The sequence below is a fragment of the Pseudarthrobacter sp. TE9888 genome (assembly GCF_056279345.1).
The window spans coordinates 4,101,975-4,116,730 of record NZ_JBWBRD010000002.1 but is presented as its reverse complement, the minus strand read 5'-3'; the positions used below and the strand labels follow the sequence as shown (position 1 = coordinate 4,116,730).

The 14,756-nt window shown below is 65.5% G+C and carries 13 protein-coding genes; 10 read left to right on the top strand and 3 right to left on the bottom strand.

Going from position 1 to position 14,756, the window contains the following annotated elements:
* The first annotated feature begins 25 nt into the window (after positions 1 to 25).
* The 7 genes from atpA (at position 26) to ACZ9J7_RS19645 (ending at position 8,822) form a co-directional block, all read left to right on the top strand.
* A complete protein-coding gene (gene atpA, locus ACZ9J7_RS19675; RefSeq protein ID WP_476211650.1) occupies positions 26 to 1,663 on the top strand; it encodes a F0F1 ATP synthase subunit alpha in 1,638 nt (545 codons plus the stop codon).
* A 72-nt stretch (positions 1,664 to 1,735) separates the two neighbouring features.
* The gene (locus tag ACZ9J7_RS19670; RefSeq protein ID WP_159631649.1) at positions 1,736 to 2,626 is read left to right on the top strand and encodes a F0F1 ATP synthase subunit gamma; all 891 of its coding nucleotides are present in this window, start codon (positions 1,736 to 1,738) and stop codon (positions 2,624 to 2,626) included.
* Positions 2,627 to 2,708: 82 nt separating this feature from the next.
* Positions 2,709 to 4,163: a F0F1 ATP synthase subunit beta gene (gene atpD, locus ACZ9J7_RS19665; protein WP_476211649.1), complete on the top strand. Its 1,455-nt coding sequence runs from the start codon at positions 2,709 to 2,711 to the stop codon at positions 4,161 to 4,163.
* A gap of 1 nt (position 4,164) precedes the next feature.
* On the top strand, positions 4,165 to 4,449 hold the full coding sequence (locus ACZ9J7_RS19660; RefSeq protein ID WP_018760117.1) for a F0F1 ATP synthase subunit epsilon: 285 nt from the start codon (positions 4,165 to 4,167) through the stop codon (positions 4,447 to 4,449).
* A 10-nt stretch (positions 4,450 to 4,459) separates the two neighbouring features.
* Entirely contained in the window at positions 4,460 to 4,891 is a 432-nt protein-coding gene (locus ACZ9J7_RS19655) for a DUF2550 domain-containing protein (protein ID WP_141160061.1), read from the top strand.
* 5 nt (positions 4,892 to 4,896) lie between these two features.
* On the top strand, positions 4,897 to 6,225 hold the full coding sequence (locus ACZ9J7_RS19650) for an alpha/beta hydrolase (protein WP_476211648.1): 1,329 nt from the start codon (positions 4,897 to 4,899) through the stop codon (positions 6,223 to 6,225).
* A 23-nt stretch (positions 6,226 to 6,248) separates the two neighbouring features.
* Positions 6,249 to 8,822 carry a bifunctional lysylphosphatidylglycerol flippase/synthetase MprF gene (locus tag ACZ9J7_RS19645; protein ID WP_476211906.1) on the top strand — a complete coding sequence of 858 codons (2,574 nt, stop codon included), beginning with the start codon at positions 6,249 to 6,251 and terminating at the stop codon, positions 8,820 to 8,822.
* 148 nt (positions 8,823 to 8,970) lie between these two features.
* Here ACZ9J7_RS19645 and ACZ9J7_RS19640 read toward each other — a convergent pair whose 3' ends face one another.
* Positions 8,971 to 9,174 (bottom strand): cold-shock protein, encoded by a 204-nt coding sequence (locus ACZ9J7_RS19640; protein WP_011692441.1) that lies wholly within the window; start codon positions 9,172 to 9,174, stop codon positions 8,971 to 8,973.
* 306 nt (positions 9,175 to 9,480) lie between these two features.
* Positions 9,481 to 10,176 carry an endonuclease NucS gene (nucS, locus tag ACZ9J7_RS19635; protein ID WP_476211647.1) on the bottom strand — a complete coding sequence of 232 codons (696 nt, stop codon included), beginning with the start codon at positions 10,174 to 10,176 and terminating at the stop codon, positions 9,481 to 9,483.
* Positions 10,177 to 10,292: 116 nt separating this feature from the next.
* Here nucS and ACZ9J7_RS19630 point away from each other — a divergent pair, with 116 nt between their 5' ends.
* Positions 10,293 to 10,646: an ATP/GTP-binding protein gene (locus ACZ9J7_RS19630; protein WP_141181823.1), complete on the top strand. Its 354-nt coding sequence runs from the start codon at positions 10,293 to 10,295 to the stop codon at positions 10,644 to 10,646.
* Positions 10,647 to 10,691: 45 nt separating this feature from the next.
* The gene (locus tag ACZ9J7_RS19625; RefSeq protein WP_476211646.1) at positions 10,692 to 11,489 is read left to right on the top strand and encodes an alpha/beta hydrolase; all 798 of its coding nucleotides are present in this window, start codon (positions 10,692 to 10,694) and stop codon (positions 11,487 to 11,489) included.
* Between the two features lie 10 nt (positions 11,490 to 11,499).
* Here the strand turns inward: ACZ9J7_RS19625 and ACZ9J7_RS19620 are convergent, their stop codons facing one another.
* Positions 11,500 to 12,813: an AI-2E family transporter gene (locus ACZ9J7_RS19620; protein WP_476211645.1), complete on the bottom strand. Its 1,314-nt coding sequence runs from the start codon at positions 12,811 to 12,813 to the stop codon at positions 11,500 to 11,502.
* A gap of 234 nt (positions 12,814 to 13,047) precedes the next feature.
* Here ACZ9J7_RS19620 and ACZ9J7_RS19615 point away from each other — a divergent pair, with 234 nt between their 5' ends.
* On the top strand, positions 13,048 to 14,718 hold the full coding sequence (locus ACZ9J7_RS19615) for a DUF8094 domain-containing protein (RefSeq protein ID WP_476211905.1): 1,671 nt from the start codon (positions 13,048 to 13,050) through the stop codon (positions 14,716 to 14,718).
* The last annotated feature ends 38 nt before the right edge of the window (positions 14,719 to 14,756 follow it).

The window sequence follows — 14,756 nt, the reverse complement described above, 5'->3', positions numbered from 1 at the left end:
ACAAACAGGAGAGCAGGGACTGCAGATGGCCGAATTGACCATCAACGCCGACGACGTCCGTAATGCGTTGAACGAGTTCGCGGCGTCCTACGAACCCGGAAACGCAGAGCGCGTAGAGGTTGGCCGTGTAACGACCGCAGGTGACGGCATCGCCCGTGTTGAGGGCCTTCCCTCGGTCATGGCGAACGAGCTTCTTCGCTTCGAAGACGGCACGCTGGGCCTGGCCCAGAACCTTGACGTCCGCGAGATCGGTGTCATTATCCTCGGTGACTTCCAGGGCATCGAGGAAGGCCAGGAAGTGCACCGCACCGGGCAGGTTTTGTCCGTTCCGGTTGGCGACGCCTTCCTCGGCCGCGTGGTTGACCCCTTGGGCCAGCCCATGGACGACCTGGGCGAGATCAAGGCTGAGACCACCCGTGCCCTGGAACTCCAGGCGCCCGGCGTGACCCAGCGCAAGTCGGTCCACGAACCGATGCAGACCGGCCTGAAGGCCATCGACGCGATGATCCCGATCGGCCGCGGCCAGCGCCAGCTGATCATCGGCGACCGCCAGACCGGCAAGTCCGCCATCGCGATCGACACCATCATCAACCAGAAGGCCAACTGGGCTTCGGGCGATGTCAGCAAGCAGGTCCGCTGCATCTACGTCGCCATTGGGCAGAAGGCGTCCACCATTGCCGCCATCCGCCAGACCCTCGAGGACAACGGCGCGCTGGAGTACACCACCATCGTGGCCTCTCCCGCGTCCGACCCCGCAGGCTTCAAGTACCTCGCACCGTACGCGGGCTCGGCCATCGGCCAGCACTGGATGTACGGCGGCAAGCACGTCCTGATCGTGTTTGATGACCTGTCCAAGCAGGCCGAGGCATACCGCGCCGTGTCGCTGCTGCTCCGCCGCCCGCCGGGACGCGAAGCCTACCCGGGCGACGTTTTCTACCTGCACTCCCGCCTGCTGGAGCGTTGTGCCAAGCTCTCCGACGAGCTCGGTGCCGGCTCCATGACGGGCCTGCCGCTGATCGAGACCAAGGCGAACGACGTGTCCGCCTACATCCCGACCAACGTCATCTCCATCACCGACGGCCAGATCTTCCTGCAGTCGGACCTCTTCAACGCCAACCAGCGCCCCGCAGTTGACGTGGGTGTCTCGGTGTCCCGCGTTGGCGGTGCCGCCCAGGTGAAGTCCATGAAGAAGGTCTCCGGTACCTTGAAGCTGGACCTCGCCCAGTACCGCGACATGCAGGCGTTCGCGATGTTCGCATCCGACCTGGACGCAGCATCCCGCCAGCAGCTGACCCGTGGCGCCCGCCTGATGGAACTGCTCAAGCAGGGCCAGTACTCGCCGTTCCCGGTCGAGGACCAGGTTGTCTCCATCTGGGCCGGTACCAATGGCTACCTGGATGACGTTCCCGTCGAGGACATCAGCCGCTTTGAGGCCGAGTTCCTGGAGCACCTGCGCCACAAGTCCTCGATCCTGACCACGCTGGCCCAGACCAACGTGCTGGACGATGACACCGTTGCCGCTCTGAAGTCCTCGATTGTGGACTTCAAGAAGGGCTTCTTCGGCGAGGGTGACAACCACCTGGTAGGCGCCGGCCACGAGGAGCATGACGCTATCTCCGAGGGCGAAGTCGACCAGGAAAAGATCGTCAAGCAGAAGCGCTAGTTCCGCATCGCCGGGTGTGCCGGGCCCCAGGGTCCGGCACACCCGGCTACGGAATGTTAGGAAAGGATAAGTATGGGAGCCCAGATCCGGGTCTACCGCCAGAAGATCAGCTCGACCACGTCGATGCGCAAGATCTTCAAGGCGATGGAACTGATCGCTACCTCGCGCATCGGGAAGGCCCGTGCGCGCGTAGCAGCTTCACTGCCTTACGCGAACGCGATTACGCGCGCCGTTTCTGCTGTCGCCAGCCAAAGCGAAATCGACCACCCGCTGACCACTGAGCCGGAGCAGATCCGCCGTGCCGCCGTCCTGGTAATCACCTCGGACCGCGGCCTGGCCGGATCCTACTCGGCCAGCGTGCTCAAGCAGGCGGAAGGTCTCTTCGAGCTGCTCCACGACGAAGGCAAGGAAGTCAAGACCTACCTCGTGGGCCGCAAGGCCCAGGCGTACTTCGAATTCCGGAACCGCGAGTACACGCGGGTCTGGACCGGAGGAACCGACGCTCCAGAGTTCGGCACCGCCCGTGAAATCGGCGAAGCGCTGCTGGCAGATTTCGCCACTGACTTCGAAGAGGGCGGCGTGGACGAAATCCACGTTGTCTACACCCGCTTCAAGTCCATGGTTACCCAGGAGCCGACGGTCATCCGCCTGCTCCCGCTGGAAGTAGTGGAAGAACAGGCTGCTTCCGAGTCGGAGCTCCTGCCGCTGTACGAGTTCGAGCCGGAAACCGAGCGTGTCCTTGACGCCCTGCTGCCGCGCTACATCGAATCGCGGATCTTCGCAGCCATGCTTCAGGCAGCAGCTTCCGAGCTTGCGGCCCGCCAGCGGGCGATGAAGTCCGCAGGCGACAACGCAACGGACCTGATCAAGAAGTACACGCGCCTGCGCAACACGGCCCGCCAGGCCGAAATCACGCAGGAGCTCTCCGAGATTGTCGCAGGTGCCGACGCTCTCGCGTCGTAGCCTCCCGACCCTCGGTTCCGCGGAACCAGCACCACCACAGATAGACTTAACCCCACGCCATCTACTGAATGAAGTGAGAGAGATGACTGCCACTGCTACCGAACACGTAGCCGCAACGTCCGGTGCAACCGGCCGTATTGCGCGCGTAATCGGCCCGGTTGTCGACGTCGAATTCCCGGCTGACGCAATCCCGTCGATCTATAACGCCCTCACCACCGAGATCACTCTCAACGGTGAGACCAAGACCATCACCTTCGAAGTTGCGCTGCACCTCGGCGACAACCTCATCCGCGCCATCTCGCTGCAGGCAACTGACGGCCTGGTCCGCGGCACTGGCGTCGTTGACACCGGTGCCCCGATCTCCGTCCCCGTTGGCGACGGCGTCAAGGGCCACATCTTCAACGTGCTGGGCCAGCCCCTGGACGTTGCTGAGTCGGAACTGGAAGTCAGCGAACGCTGGCCCATCCACCGCAAGGCCCCCAGCTTCGCTTCGCTCGAAGGCTCCACCGAGATGCTCGAGACCGGCATCAAGGTCATCGACCTCCTCACCCCCTACATCAAGGGTGGAAAGATCGGCCTCTTCGGCGGCGCCGGCGTGGGCAAGACCGTTCTGATCCAGGAAATGATCACCCGTGTTGCCCGCAACTTCGGTGGTACTTCCGTGTTCGCCGGTGTTGGCGAGCGTACCCGTGAGGGCAACGACCTCTGGGTGGAAATGGAAGAGGCAGGCGTCCTGAAGGACACCGCCCTTGTCTTCGGCCAGATGGATGAGCCGCCGGGAACGCGCCTCCGCGTGGCCCTGTCCGCGCTGACCATGGCGGAGTACTTCCGCGATGTGCAGAACCAGGACGTGCTGCTCTTCATCGACAACATCTTCCGCTTCACCCAGGCGGGTTCCGAGGTTTCGACCCTGCTGGGCCGCATGCCTTCGGCCGTGGGCTACCAGCCCAACCTGGCCGACGAGATGGGCCTCCTGCAGGAGCGCATCACCTCCACCAAGGGCCACTCCATCACCTCGATGCAGGCCATCTACGTTCCCGCAGATGACTACACCGACCCGGCCCCGGCCACCACGTTCGCGCACCTGGATGCGACCACGGAACTTTCCCGTGAAATCGCCTCCCGTGGCCTGTACCCGGCCGTGGACCCGCTGACGTCCACGTCCCGCATCCTGGATCCCCAGTACATCGGCAAGGACCACTACAACACGGCTGTCCGTGTGAAGCAGATCCTGCAGAAGAACAAGGAACTCCAGGACATCATCGCCATCCTCGGTGTCGATGAACTCTCCGAAGAGGACAAGATCGTCGTGTCGCGTGCACGCCGCATCCAGCAGTTCCTGTCGCAGAACACCTACACCGCCAAGCAGTTCACCGGTGTCGAGGGCTCCACCGTTTCCATCAAGGACACCGTCGAAGGCTTCGCAGCCATCTGCGACGGCGAGCTGGACCACATCGCGGAGCAGGCGTTCTTCAACGTCGGCGGCCTCGATGACGTTGAGCGCCAGTGGGCCAAGATCCAGGAACAGACCAAGTAATATGGCTGAGCTTGAGGTTGAGATTGTCGCAGCGGACCACTTCGTGTGGTCCGGAGCGGCCAAGATGGTCAAGGCCCGCACCAGCGATGGTGAAATCGGAATCCTGCCCGGCCACTCGCCCCTGCTGGCGATCCTGGCCGAAGGTGAACTGGCAATCCAGCCGGTATCCGGAGACCGTATCGCCGTGGATGTGGACGGTGGATTCTTCTCCGTCGACAACAACCGTGTGGTGATCGTTGCTGACAACGCCCAGCTGGGCGGCTCGGCTACCGCTGGGATCCGCTAGCACGACCTTGATGGACGCACCGGGTATTTCGTTCATCGCACTGGCGATCGTTTTCGGATTGCTGATATTTGCACTGTGCCTTTCGGGGGTGCGCCGCTTCAACCTGCGGCGTGCCCTCGGCACGGTGGACGCCTCCATTTGCGTAGCTGGGAACAGCTGGCAGATGGGGGTTTGTCGTTATCAGGACAATGACCTTGAGTGGTTCAGGCTCATCTCCCTGAGCGTCCGGCCCAAATACACGTTCAAGCGCAGTTCCCTTGAGCTGCTGGGACGCCGGAAACCGACCGAAGCCGAGGCCGTCAAAGTCCAGCCGGACGTGGTGATCGTCGAACTCCGCTACGAGGGGCAGGACCTGCACTTCGCCATGAAGTTCGATGCCTACACGGGTCTCTCATCCTGGCTGGAAGCAGGCCCGGTCATCGGCGTGGGGACCTGGCGCTAGCCAACGTGGACTGGTTTTCAGACATCCGGCTTACGGACGGTCCACTCTATGGAACCGTCCTGGTATTGGGAGTTGGCGGCGCAGCCTACCTCCTGGTGCCGCCCTGGCGCGCCTCCGAAGACGCCGCCCTGCGCTTCAGGGCCTGGGCGATCCGTGTCTTTAGCGCAGTAGCCGCAGCGTTCGTGCTGGTGGCGACCATCCACTGGGTCATGATCAATGTGCTCACGGTCTTCCCGGAGGACATCCCTGACCCCGTCCTCCTTTGGTTCGTGCCAGGTGTTTCCGCTCTCATCCTGGGCATCCTGAGAGTGCCGCGGACCAGCTGGGTCCATTACGGAACCGGTTTCCTGGCTGCAATCCTGGTGGTGCTGCTCTCAACAATCCAGATCAACGCCTATTTTGGCCTGAACAGGACGGTCAGTGACCTGATGGGTACGGCACTGGCCCGCATCCCGGTACTTGAGCAGGATTTGATGCGGCACGCCGGGGAACCAGACGGCGCCCCGCTTCAAGGCTGGAAGCCGGAGGGGGAGTTGCCGGCCGGCGGTGAGCTGCGGAAGACCGCAATCCCCGGTCCGGCCTCCGGGATGACAACGCGCGATGCTTTTATCTACCTTCCGCCGGCATACTTTGCCGCCAACCGGCCGGCGCTTCCGGTACTGGTCCTGGTGGCCGGGCAGCCCGGCGGGCCGGCCGACTGGCTTACGGGCGGTGCAATCCGCGGCCACATGGATTCCTTCGCAGCCGCACACGGGGGAGTGGCCCCGGTGGTGGTCATCCCGGACCCCAACGGATCGCAGTCCGCCAACACCATGTGCATGGACAGCCGGATCGCCAACGCGGACACGTACCTGTCACAGGACGTCCCACGCTGGATCAGTTCCACCCTCGCAGTGGACACCAACCACCGCCACTGGGCCGTGGGCGGGTTCTCCTTCGGCGGCACGTGCGCCGTGCAGATGGGGACGCGGCATCCTGATATCTACGCCGACGTGCTGGCCTTTTCCAGTGAAGCCGAACCCGCCATCGCCAAGGAACGGCAGAAGACCATCGACGCAGCCTTCCCCGGAAACCCTGACGAATTCATCAAGCAGACTCCGCTGGAGATCATGAAACACCAACGCTTCGAGTCCAGCGGCATGTACCTCACTGCAGGCCAAAACGATCCGGAGTTCGTGGGGAACCTCCACACCCTGGCCGCAGCGGCCGAGAACGCAGGCTTCACCGTGCAGGCCCACGAAGTGGAACATACCGGCCACTCCTGGGACACCTCGTCCAAGCGCTTCGCTGACGCACTGCAGTTCCTCGGCAGCCAGTGGGGCCTGCAGTGGTGAGCACCCGGAAACCGGACCGCACGATGGTGCTGATGTGGGCCGCCGTCGGCCGTCCGGCAGCCCGGCAGGTTCTTGGCACGCTGAAAGCCATGCCCTTCACGCTGGGCGTGGTGGTGGCCTTCCTGGCAGCCGCCGCCTTGACCGGGAGCTTCCTGGACGGGCCGCCGGAGCGGCTGCTGGGGCTCGCCTCAGTCAGCGGGCCCGGCCTGCGCGACGGCAAATGGTGGTCACTGTTCACCAGCCTCTTCTTCGCCACGAATCCGCTGGCCTACCTCAGCGCGTCACTGATGATCGTGCTGCTGCTCGGACTCGCCGAGCGCAAGCTGGGCCGCCGCGCCGCCGTCGGACTCTTCTTTGGCGGCCAGTTTGTCGCCGTGACCATGTTCCTCCTGGTGACGCAGCTGGCCGTGTACGTTGGCGACGGCTGGCTGGACAAGATGGTGAATGACAGCCTGATCGGACCCTACGCCCCGGTGCTGACGGCGGGCCTGGCCGCCAGTGCCCGGATCACGCTGCTGTGGCAGCGCCGGCTCCGCACCGCGGTGCTGTCCATCTCGATCCTGCTGGTCCTCTACGTCGGGCACGCCGAAACGGTGATAGGCCTTATTGGTGCCCTCCTGGGCCTCCTGGCGGGCTGGTGGATCCAGGGTGACCAGGGCCGGCTGCACCGCCACCGGTCCACTGGCCGCGAGACCAGGAACCTGCTGGCCCTCACGGTTGCGGTCTTCGCCGTGGGCCCCATCCTGACAGGAATCACGCGCGCGCCCACCGGACCATTGGCCCTGCTGCGGGATGTTGTGCTCAGTCCGATGCCCACGCTCAGCCAACTGGTCTTCAACTGCGGTGCCACCGTTGACGCCTCGTGCCTGGAGACGGGAAGGGCAGGGTTTGCCGGGCCGTTCGGACTCGCCCTGGCCGTGGTGCCGGTGATCCTGTTGTTGATCTGCGCGGACGGCATGCGCAGGGGCCGGCGGCTGGCGCTCAGCATAGCCCTGGCCATCCAGCTGGCGGTCACGGCCCTGGCGGCCGTCTACCTTGCCCTGTTCGCCCTCGTCCCCTCACGGCTCCAGGGGACGCATGCGACCCCGCTGGCTTCGGCCTTTGCCCATGTGCTTCCCCTGGTGATTGTGCCCTTGCTGCTGGCCGTGGTCCTGTGGCTGAACCGCCGCCAGTTCCGCGTGCAGACGCGCCCGGGCGCCCGGCGCGCCCTCGGGGCCGTGGTCTGTGGAACGTGGCTCGTCCTGGCGGGCTCCTACACCGTGGCCTGGTTCTGGTCCGGCGGCCTGGCCCGCGACGGCGGCCTGCTGGGCCTCTTCGCAGAGCTGGCCCGGCAATACGTCCCGGTGCCCATCCCGCAGCACTTCCGCAGGGCGTTTCCGGAGCGGGACAGCGCCGAAGCCATCCTGTTTGCCTACTCGGGTCCCGTGTTCTGGCTGGTGGCGCTGGTGGCAGTGTGGTGGGTGCTCGTGGGCCGGCACCACGGGCTGAACTTCGGCCGGCAGGACAAGGACCGTGCCCGCCAACTGCTGCACAAGGGCGGCGGACCCCTGTCCTGGATGGCGTTGTGGGAGCCAAACACGTACTGGTTCAGCCCGGACGGTGCCGGGGCCGTTGCCTTCCAGCAGCACGGGACGGTGGCCCTGACCCTGGGCGGCGCGTTTGGTGAACGCAAGGCGGAGCAGAGGGTCACGGAGGGGTTCCTGGATTACTGCCGCGGCCAGGCTCTGATCCCGGCCCTGTATTCCTGCGATGACACGCTGTGGCCGGCACTCAAGGAACGGGGCTTCTCCCGCGTGGCGGTGGCCCAGGAGACCCGGCTGGCGCTGAACGAACTGGAGTTCAAGGGCAAGGAGTGGCAGAACGTCAGGACGGCCCTGAACCGTGCCACCAAACTGGGGGTGCACGCGGTGTGGGGCTCCTACCATTCCCTGCCCGCGGCACTGAGGTCGCGGCTGAACGAAGTGTCGGAAGAATGGGCGGCCGGCAAGTCCGTACCGGAAATGGGGTTCACCCTCGGGGGAGTGGACGAGCTCGATGACGAGGAAGTGCTCTGCTGCCTGGCTGTGGACGGCAACGGTGCGGTCCACGGGGTGACCAGTTGGCTTCCGGTGTACGACGGCGGCCGGCTGGTCAGCAGGACGCTGGACGTCATGCGCCGGGGCAGCGAAGGCTTCCCTGGAGTGATGGAATTCCTGATCGCCTCCGCAGTCCTGGAGCTGCGCGATTCCGTGGACATGATTTCGCTGTCCGGCTCGCCCCTGGCCAGCCGTCCGGAGGCACAGCCCGACCGGGGCGAGGAGCCGGAGCCCGGGGGGACCGGGGATGACGCCGGAGCGGAGGACGGGACCGCCACCGACGAAGGCGCGCAGAACCTGGTACGGATCCTGGACCTCGTGGGCCACGCGCTGGAGCCGGTCTACGGCTTCCGTTCCCTGGCAGCGTTCAAGTCCAGGTTCAAGCCGGAGTACCGGGCACTGTACCTGTACTACCAGGACCCGCTGCACCTGCCGGCGATTGGGCGGGCTCTGACCCGTGCCTACCTGCCGGGGCTTTCCCTGGCGCAGGGCGCCCGGCTGGTCCGGAAGCTGGTTACCTGAACGGTCCCGCCCGAGCGAATTTCCTGATGGCGCACATCGATTAATTTGCATTTCCTGTGCAAATTAATGATTAAACAAATGATCCCCGGCCAAATTTGCCGGGGATCATTTGATGAAGCTGTCAGCCGCAATGTGCGGCCGGCTGCAGCTAGACCAGCGTCACGCCGGTTGCCTGGGGACCCTTGGCGCCCTGGCCGATTTCGAACTGAACGCGCTGGTTCTCGTCGAGGGTCTTGAAGCCGCCGGTCTGGATCTCGGAGTAGTGAACGAAGACATCGCCATCGGAGTCGTCCGGGGTGATGAAGCCGAAGCCCTTTTCAGCGTTGAACCACTTGACGGTTCCCTGTGCCATTTATTTCTCCTCATTGTGGAACTTTTTAAGACCGGCACACCGCGTGCCAGCCTTGGTCACTCCGCGAGAAGAATCCTGGTTTGCCTGTTCCGGTAAGGGCCGGCGCTGCAGGAGCTTCGCGCTCGCAACATGTCTTGCGAGCATGAAAAACACCTACACAAAGACTGAGACAAGAATTTCATGCCCGTTCCCGCAGGTCAACGGCCCGGGCAGTAAAAAGGAGAAAATTTGGGTAAAAAACAGGTGACACGGAAGATACCTTCATAAAAGGCCCTATTAGGTGCCCAAAGCAACAAAGATGAATTCCTAGAAGAGCCTGGAATCGCTGTCGTCCACCCCGCGCATGGCGTCATAGTCCAGGGTCACGCAGTCGATCCCGCGGTCGTTGGCCAGGACCTTTGCCTGCGGCTTGATCTGCTGCGCGGCAAAGATTCCGCGGACAGGTGCCAGCAGGGGGTCGCGGTTGAGCAGTTCCAGGTACCGGGTCAGCTGCTCCACGCCGTCGATGTCGCCGCGGCGCTTGAGTTCGATGGCCACGGTGGCGCCGTCCGCGTCTCGCGCAAGGATGTCCACGGGGCCGATCGCCGTGAAGTATTCGCGCCTGATCAGGGAATAGCCCTGTCCCAGCGTTTCAATCTGGTCGGCCAGCAGCCGCTGCAGGTCCGCTTCCACGCCGTCCTTGATCAGCCCCGGGTCCACGCCGAGGTCGTGCGAGGACTCGCTGACCTTCTCGTGGATGTTGATGATGAGCCGGTCATCGGTCTTGGCCGACTGCACGGTCCACTGCTCCACCACGCCCAGTTCGAGGTCCACCTCGTCCGGGGACGAGACGCGCAGCGTTGCCGGCGGGCTCATCCAGTTCAGCGGCTTGTAGGAGCCGCCGTCGGAATGCACCAGCACGGAACCGTCCGCCTTCACCAGCAGGAGCCGGGTGGCCAGGGGGAGGTGGGCCTTAAGCCGGCCAACGTAATCAACGGAGCAATGGGCTATGACGAGTCGCACGCCCTACAGACTATCGCGTGGACCACGCAGGCGCGCCCGGCGGCGCACGTCCGGGCGGGCGGCGGGGCACCTGCGGCGCGGCGTGGGCGGGGGATCCGCTGGGGCAGAATGGATACATGCCGCGTTCCAACCGTCCCCGCCGTCCCGCTTCCGGCAAGGGCCCCGTTTCCGGCCGCGGTGCAGGGCGGAAGGGGAATGCGGACGTTCCCGAGCTGGACCTTGAACGCGCACGCGCGGGCATCGCCCGCCGGGAAAGCGCCCCCGACGGCGAGTGGATGGTCCGGACAATGACCGCCAAGAACGCCGAGAAGACCTACATTTGCCCGGAATGCTCCACTGCCGTCCTGCCCGGTGTTGCACACCTGGTGGTATGGAAGGACGACCACCTCTTTGGAGCGGCTGCGGGCCTGGCGGAGCGGCGGCACTGGCACACCAACTGCTGGATGACGCGAAGCTACCGCTACCGCTGACCCGCGCGGGGCGGGACGGCCTCCGCTGTCGCTAAGCTGGCAGGCATGACTTTTGATCCGGCGTCGTACCAGTTCACCCAAACCCAGGGGCCCGCACCCATTCGCGCCTCCACCGTCCTGCCTGCCCGGCGCGAGAACATCGAACTGCAGACCGAGGATGGCCACACCCTTGTGGGGGAGCTGGCGCTGCCGGAATCGGGCCCGGTCAAGGCCACGCTGATCACGCTCCACCCCTTGCCCACCCACGGCGGCTTCATGGATTCCCACGTGTACCGCAAGGCCTCCTACCGGCTGCCGGCGCTGGCGGGCATCGCTGTGCTGCGCTTCAACACCAGGGGCACCGCGTCGCCCCGCGGCACCAGCACCGGCACCTTCGAGGAAGGGGTGGGGGAGAGCTACGACGTGGAGGCCGCCGTCCGCTTCGCGGTCGAACGGGGCCTGCCCAACCGCTGGCTGGTGGGTTGGTCCTTCGGCACTGAACTGGCCCTGATGTACGGAGCAGTGGAGCCGGTAGCCGGCCAGATCGAAGGCGCCGTCCTGCTCTCGCCCCCGCTGCACCGCGCCACGGACAAGCACCTGCAGCTCTGGGCGGAGTCCGGCAAGCCCCTCACCGTGCTGGTCCCCGAGCATGACGACTTCCTCCAGCCGGAGGAAGCCGCCGAACGCTTCCGCCTGGTGCCGCAGGCACGCGTGGAGGGTGTGGCCGGGGCCAAGCACCTTTGGGTGGGGGAGAAGTACGCGGCCCGGGTCCTGAACGACATCGTGGCCCAGGTGGTGCCGGGCCAGGCCGGATCAGGACTGCCCCACGAATGGGACGGACCGGTGGCGACCGCCGGCGCGTGAGGCCGCGGGCCTAGTGCTGGTCCTGCCGGACGATGTAGATCTCGCGGACCAGCAGCAGCACGGCGGCCGCGGTGGGGATGGCGATCAGGGCGCCGAGCACGCCCAGCAGGCTGCCGCCGGCAATCACGGAAATGACCGCCACGGCACCGGGGACCGCCACAGCCTTCTGCATGATGCGCGGTGAGATGAAGTACGCCTCGAACTGCAGGTAGGCGAAGTAGCAGACAGCGTAAATGGCCGCCACCTGCCAGCCCTCGGTGAGGGACACGAGGGTCACCACGATGCCCGCGATCATCCCGCCCACCAGGGGGATGAAAGCCAGCAGGACCACCACGAAAGCCAGGAGCAGGGCGAACGGAATGCCCACGATGGACATCACCACGAAGGCGAAGGTGGCATTGAGCAGGGCAACGCAGGCCTGGCCGATCACGTAGTTTCCCACCGACCGGGTGATCTCCTCGGACAGGGCGGCCACCCGCTTCCGCCGGGAGCGCGGGGCCAGGCGGTAGCCCCACTTCTTCATGGCCGGCAGCGCTGCCAGGAAGTAAAGGCTCAGTACCAGGACGATCAGGGCGCCGAAGAGGCTGTTGGCGACGGTGGATCCAAAGCCCAGCACCCCGCCGAAAATGCCACCCATCGCTGCGGGGTCGTTGACGAACTTGTTCAGTTCCTCGGTGATGCGGTCGCGCACGCCGAACTGGTCATCAAGGCTGCGGAAGAGGTCGGAATCCATGAAGTTGCGCACCCAGTCCGGCGCCTGCCGCACAATCTCGGAGACCTGTTCCACGATGGTGGGGATGAGGGTGGCGAAGAAACCGACGACGGCGCCCATCAGGACCGCCACGGAGACCAGGATTCCGGCAGGCCGGGGGATTTTCCGGCCTTCGAGCCAGCCCACCACCGGCTCCAGTCCCAGTGCTATGAACAGCGCAGCCACGATCCACAGCAGCAACTGCGTCGTGTGGGAACCGATCCAGTAAACCAACAGCGCCAGCCCCACGCCCACGGTGCCCATGAACCCCATGTACAGCGGGTGCTGCGGTGACATCCGGGGTCCGGGATGGCCGAACTGCGGCTCGTCCTCGCCGTCGTGGTCCGCCTCCGGAACCTGTCCGGTATATTCCGGCGGCATTTCGAAGCGGAGCCGGGGCTGGGCGCCGGGCAGCGGCTGCCGGAGCCGGCGGACCACTTGGCCAAGGGCTGCAGCGGCTGAGCCCCCACGGCGTGCGGCCATGCCCAGCGGAGGAACGGCGGCAGGGACAGGGCCCCTGGGATCCCCTGGATTTCCGGCTGCAGCCGAGGACGGGTCCGTCTTGTCAGTCAATGGTTTTGGGGGCCTGTTCCGTGCGTGGCACCGCCTGCGCGGGCCGGTGTGATGATCATCGCAAACACTATCAGCAGGCTTGCCACCGCGAGCCGAAGGCGCCTCCCGGGCGCCGGCGGTGCCGGGCGGACGAACGCTTAAAAGGGCTCCCTGGTAACAAAAAGGTTACTATTGAAGGTAAACCCCCGCTGATGATAGGTGTTTCCCTTGCGTTTAAAGACTGCAGCCGCACTTGTGCTGCTCGGCCTCCTGACACTTTTGGCCGGTATCGGCCAGAGAACCATCTGGGCTCCCTCCGAGACGTTTACGGCTTCCGCGCCGGCCGGCGCCACCGCGGCGCCGCTGACAGTGATCGACCAGAAGCTGCGCACCCTGCACGGCGGCACGGTCAAGATCAACATCCAGGGCGATGGAAACTTCCTGCTGGCCTCCGGCCGGCCGGACGACGTCAACGCCTGGGTGGGCAAGACAGCCCACAACACCATTAACGGGGTATCCGAGGACGAGAAGTCCCTCTCGGTTGAGCACGCCGACGGCGAGGGCACTGCCCCCAACCCCGCGGGCTCGGACCTTTGGGTATCGAGCGAGAACGCCAGCGGCGAGCTTGAGTACACCTGGACACCGCCCGCGGACGGCGACTGGAGCCTCCTCCTGGCCGCCGACGGCACCAAACCCGCGCCGGCCAACATCTCCATGACCTTCCCCAATGACACCTCCACCCCGTGGGCTGTTCCGCTGATGGTCATCGGCAGCATCCTGATCCTGGGCGGAATCGTCCTGGCGCTCCTGTCTGCCCGCCGGAAGGATGGCGAAGGCGGCGGCGACTCCGCTTTCGCCCGCCGTGCCCGGGCCCGGAAGGCGCAGGGCCAGGCCCCGTCGTCGTCCTCTTCCTCCAAGGTCACCATGGTGGCCGCCGGTGTGGCGGCAGCCGTGCTGGCAGGATCCGGCACCGCCGCCCAGGCGGCCAGCCCCAGCCCGCAGCCTTCGGGCAGTGCCTCATCGCCGGCCAAGGAGGCAGCCGGCTCGCCGGTCCTGCTGGACGCCCAGTTCCGCCGGATCCTGGAGCAGGTCTCCAGCGCCACCGACGCCGGTGACGCCGCCAAGGACGCCGCCAAGCTCACGGACCGGGTTGCCGGCCCCGAACTGGAAATCCGCACCCAGAACTACAAGATCCGCTCCCAGGTGGGTTCCTATGAGCCCCGCATGCCCGTCCGGTCCACCAAGCTTCTGACCACGGTGGTCACCAGCGGCCGTGACTGGCCGCGTTCGGTGTTGGCAGTGACCCAGGGCGACGGCAATGTTGTGCCGCAGATCCTGACGCTGGTCCAGCAGTCTCCGCGCGAGAACTACAAGCTCATGGAAACCACGCCCCTTCAGCCGGGCACCACGTTCCCCAGCATCAGCCGCGGGGGCACCGAAACCCTGGCCGCCTCGGACAAGTCCGGACTGCTTTACAGCGGCGAGGAAGCCATGTCGGGCCTCGCCGACAGGCTCACGTCGGCGGACTCGCCGTTCAAGGACAAGCTCACCGAGGGCGAATCCTCCCCGTACATCGCTGACACGCTGTCCTACCAGGCGGAGGTGGTCAAGGCCGGCGAGAACGGCAACTTCTCCTTCACCCACAAGGTGGTCCCCGAGAGCACCGTGGTCTTCCGGACGTCCGACGGCGGGGCCCTGGTCCTGGGCCGGATCAACTTCGGCTTCGAAGGCACCCCGAAGGCTGCCGGCGACAAACTCAGCATCGGTGACGACGCCGCAGCCCTGGCCGGCGGCAAGGAAACCACTACCGGCATGGTGTTGAACTTTGCCGAATCGATGGCCGTGTACGTTCCCCCGGCGGGATCGACCGACCCGATGAAGCTCGTTGCCGCCACCCGCGGCCTGGTCGGCGCCAGCTTCAAGTAGCGCCCGGCTGCAGTACCCCCGGCAGCGGCCGGAGTGGC

Coding starts and splice junctions, on each gene's coding strand:
- ACZ9J7_RS19670 (WP_159631649.1), top strand. CDS start 1,736: ATGGGAGCCCAGATCCGGGTCTACCGCCAGAAGATCAGCTCGACCACG.
- ACZ9J7_RS19630 (WP_141181823.1), top strand. CDS start 10,293: ATGCCGCGTTCCAACCGTCCCCGCCGTCCCGCTTCCGGCAAGGGCCCC.
- ACZ9J7_RS19655 (WP_141160061.1), top strand. CDS start 4,460: ATGGACGCACCGGGTATTTCGTTCATCGCACTGGCGATCGTTTTCGGA.
- atpA (WP_476211650.1), top strand. CDS start 26: ATGGCCGAATTGACCATCAACGCCGACGACGTCCGTAATGCGTTGAAC.
- ACZ9J7_RS19645 (WP_476211906.1), top strand. CDS start 6,249: ATGGTGCTGATGTGGGCCGCCGTCGGCCGTCCGGCAGCCCGGCAGGTT.
- ACZ9J7_RS19640 (WP_011692441.1), bottom strand. CDS start 9,174: ATGGCACAGGGAACCGTCAAGTGGTTCAACGCTGAAAAGGGCTTCGGC.
- atpD (WP_476211649.1), top strand. CDS start 2,709: ATGACTGCCACTGCTACCGAACACGTAGCCGCAACGTCCGGTGCAACC.
- ACZ9J7_RS19660 (WP_018760117.1), top strand. CDS start 4,165: ATGGCTGAGCTTGAGGTTGAGATTGTCGCAGCGGACCACTTCGTGTGG.
- ACZ9J7_RS19625 (WP_476211646.1), top strand. CDS start 10,692: ATGACTTTTGATCCGGCGTCGTACCAGTTCACCCAAACCCAGGGGCCC.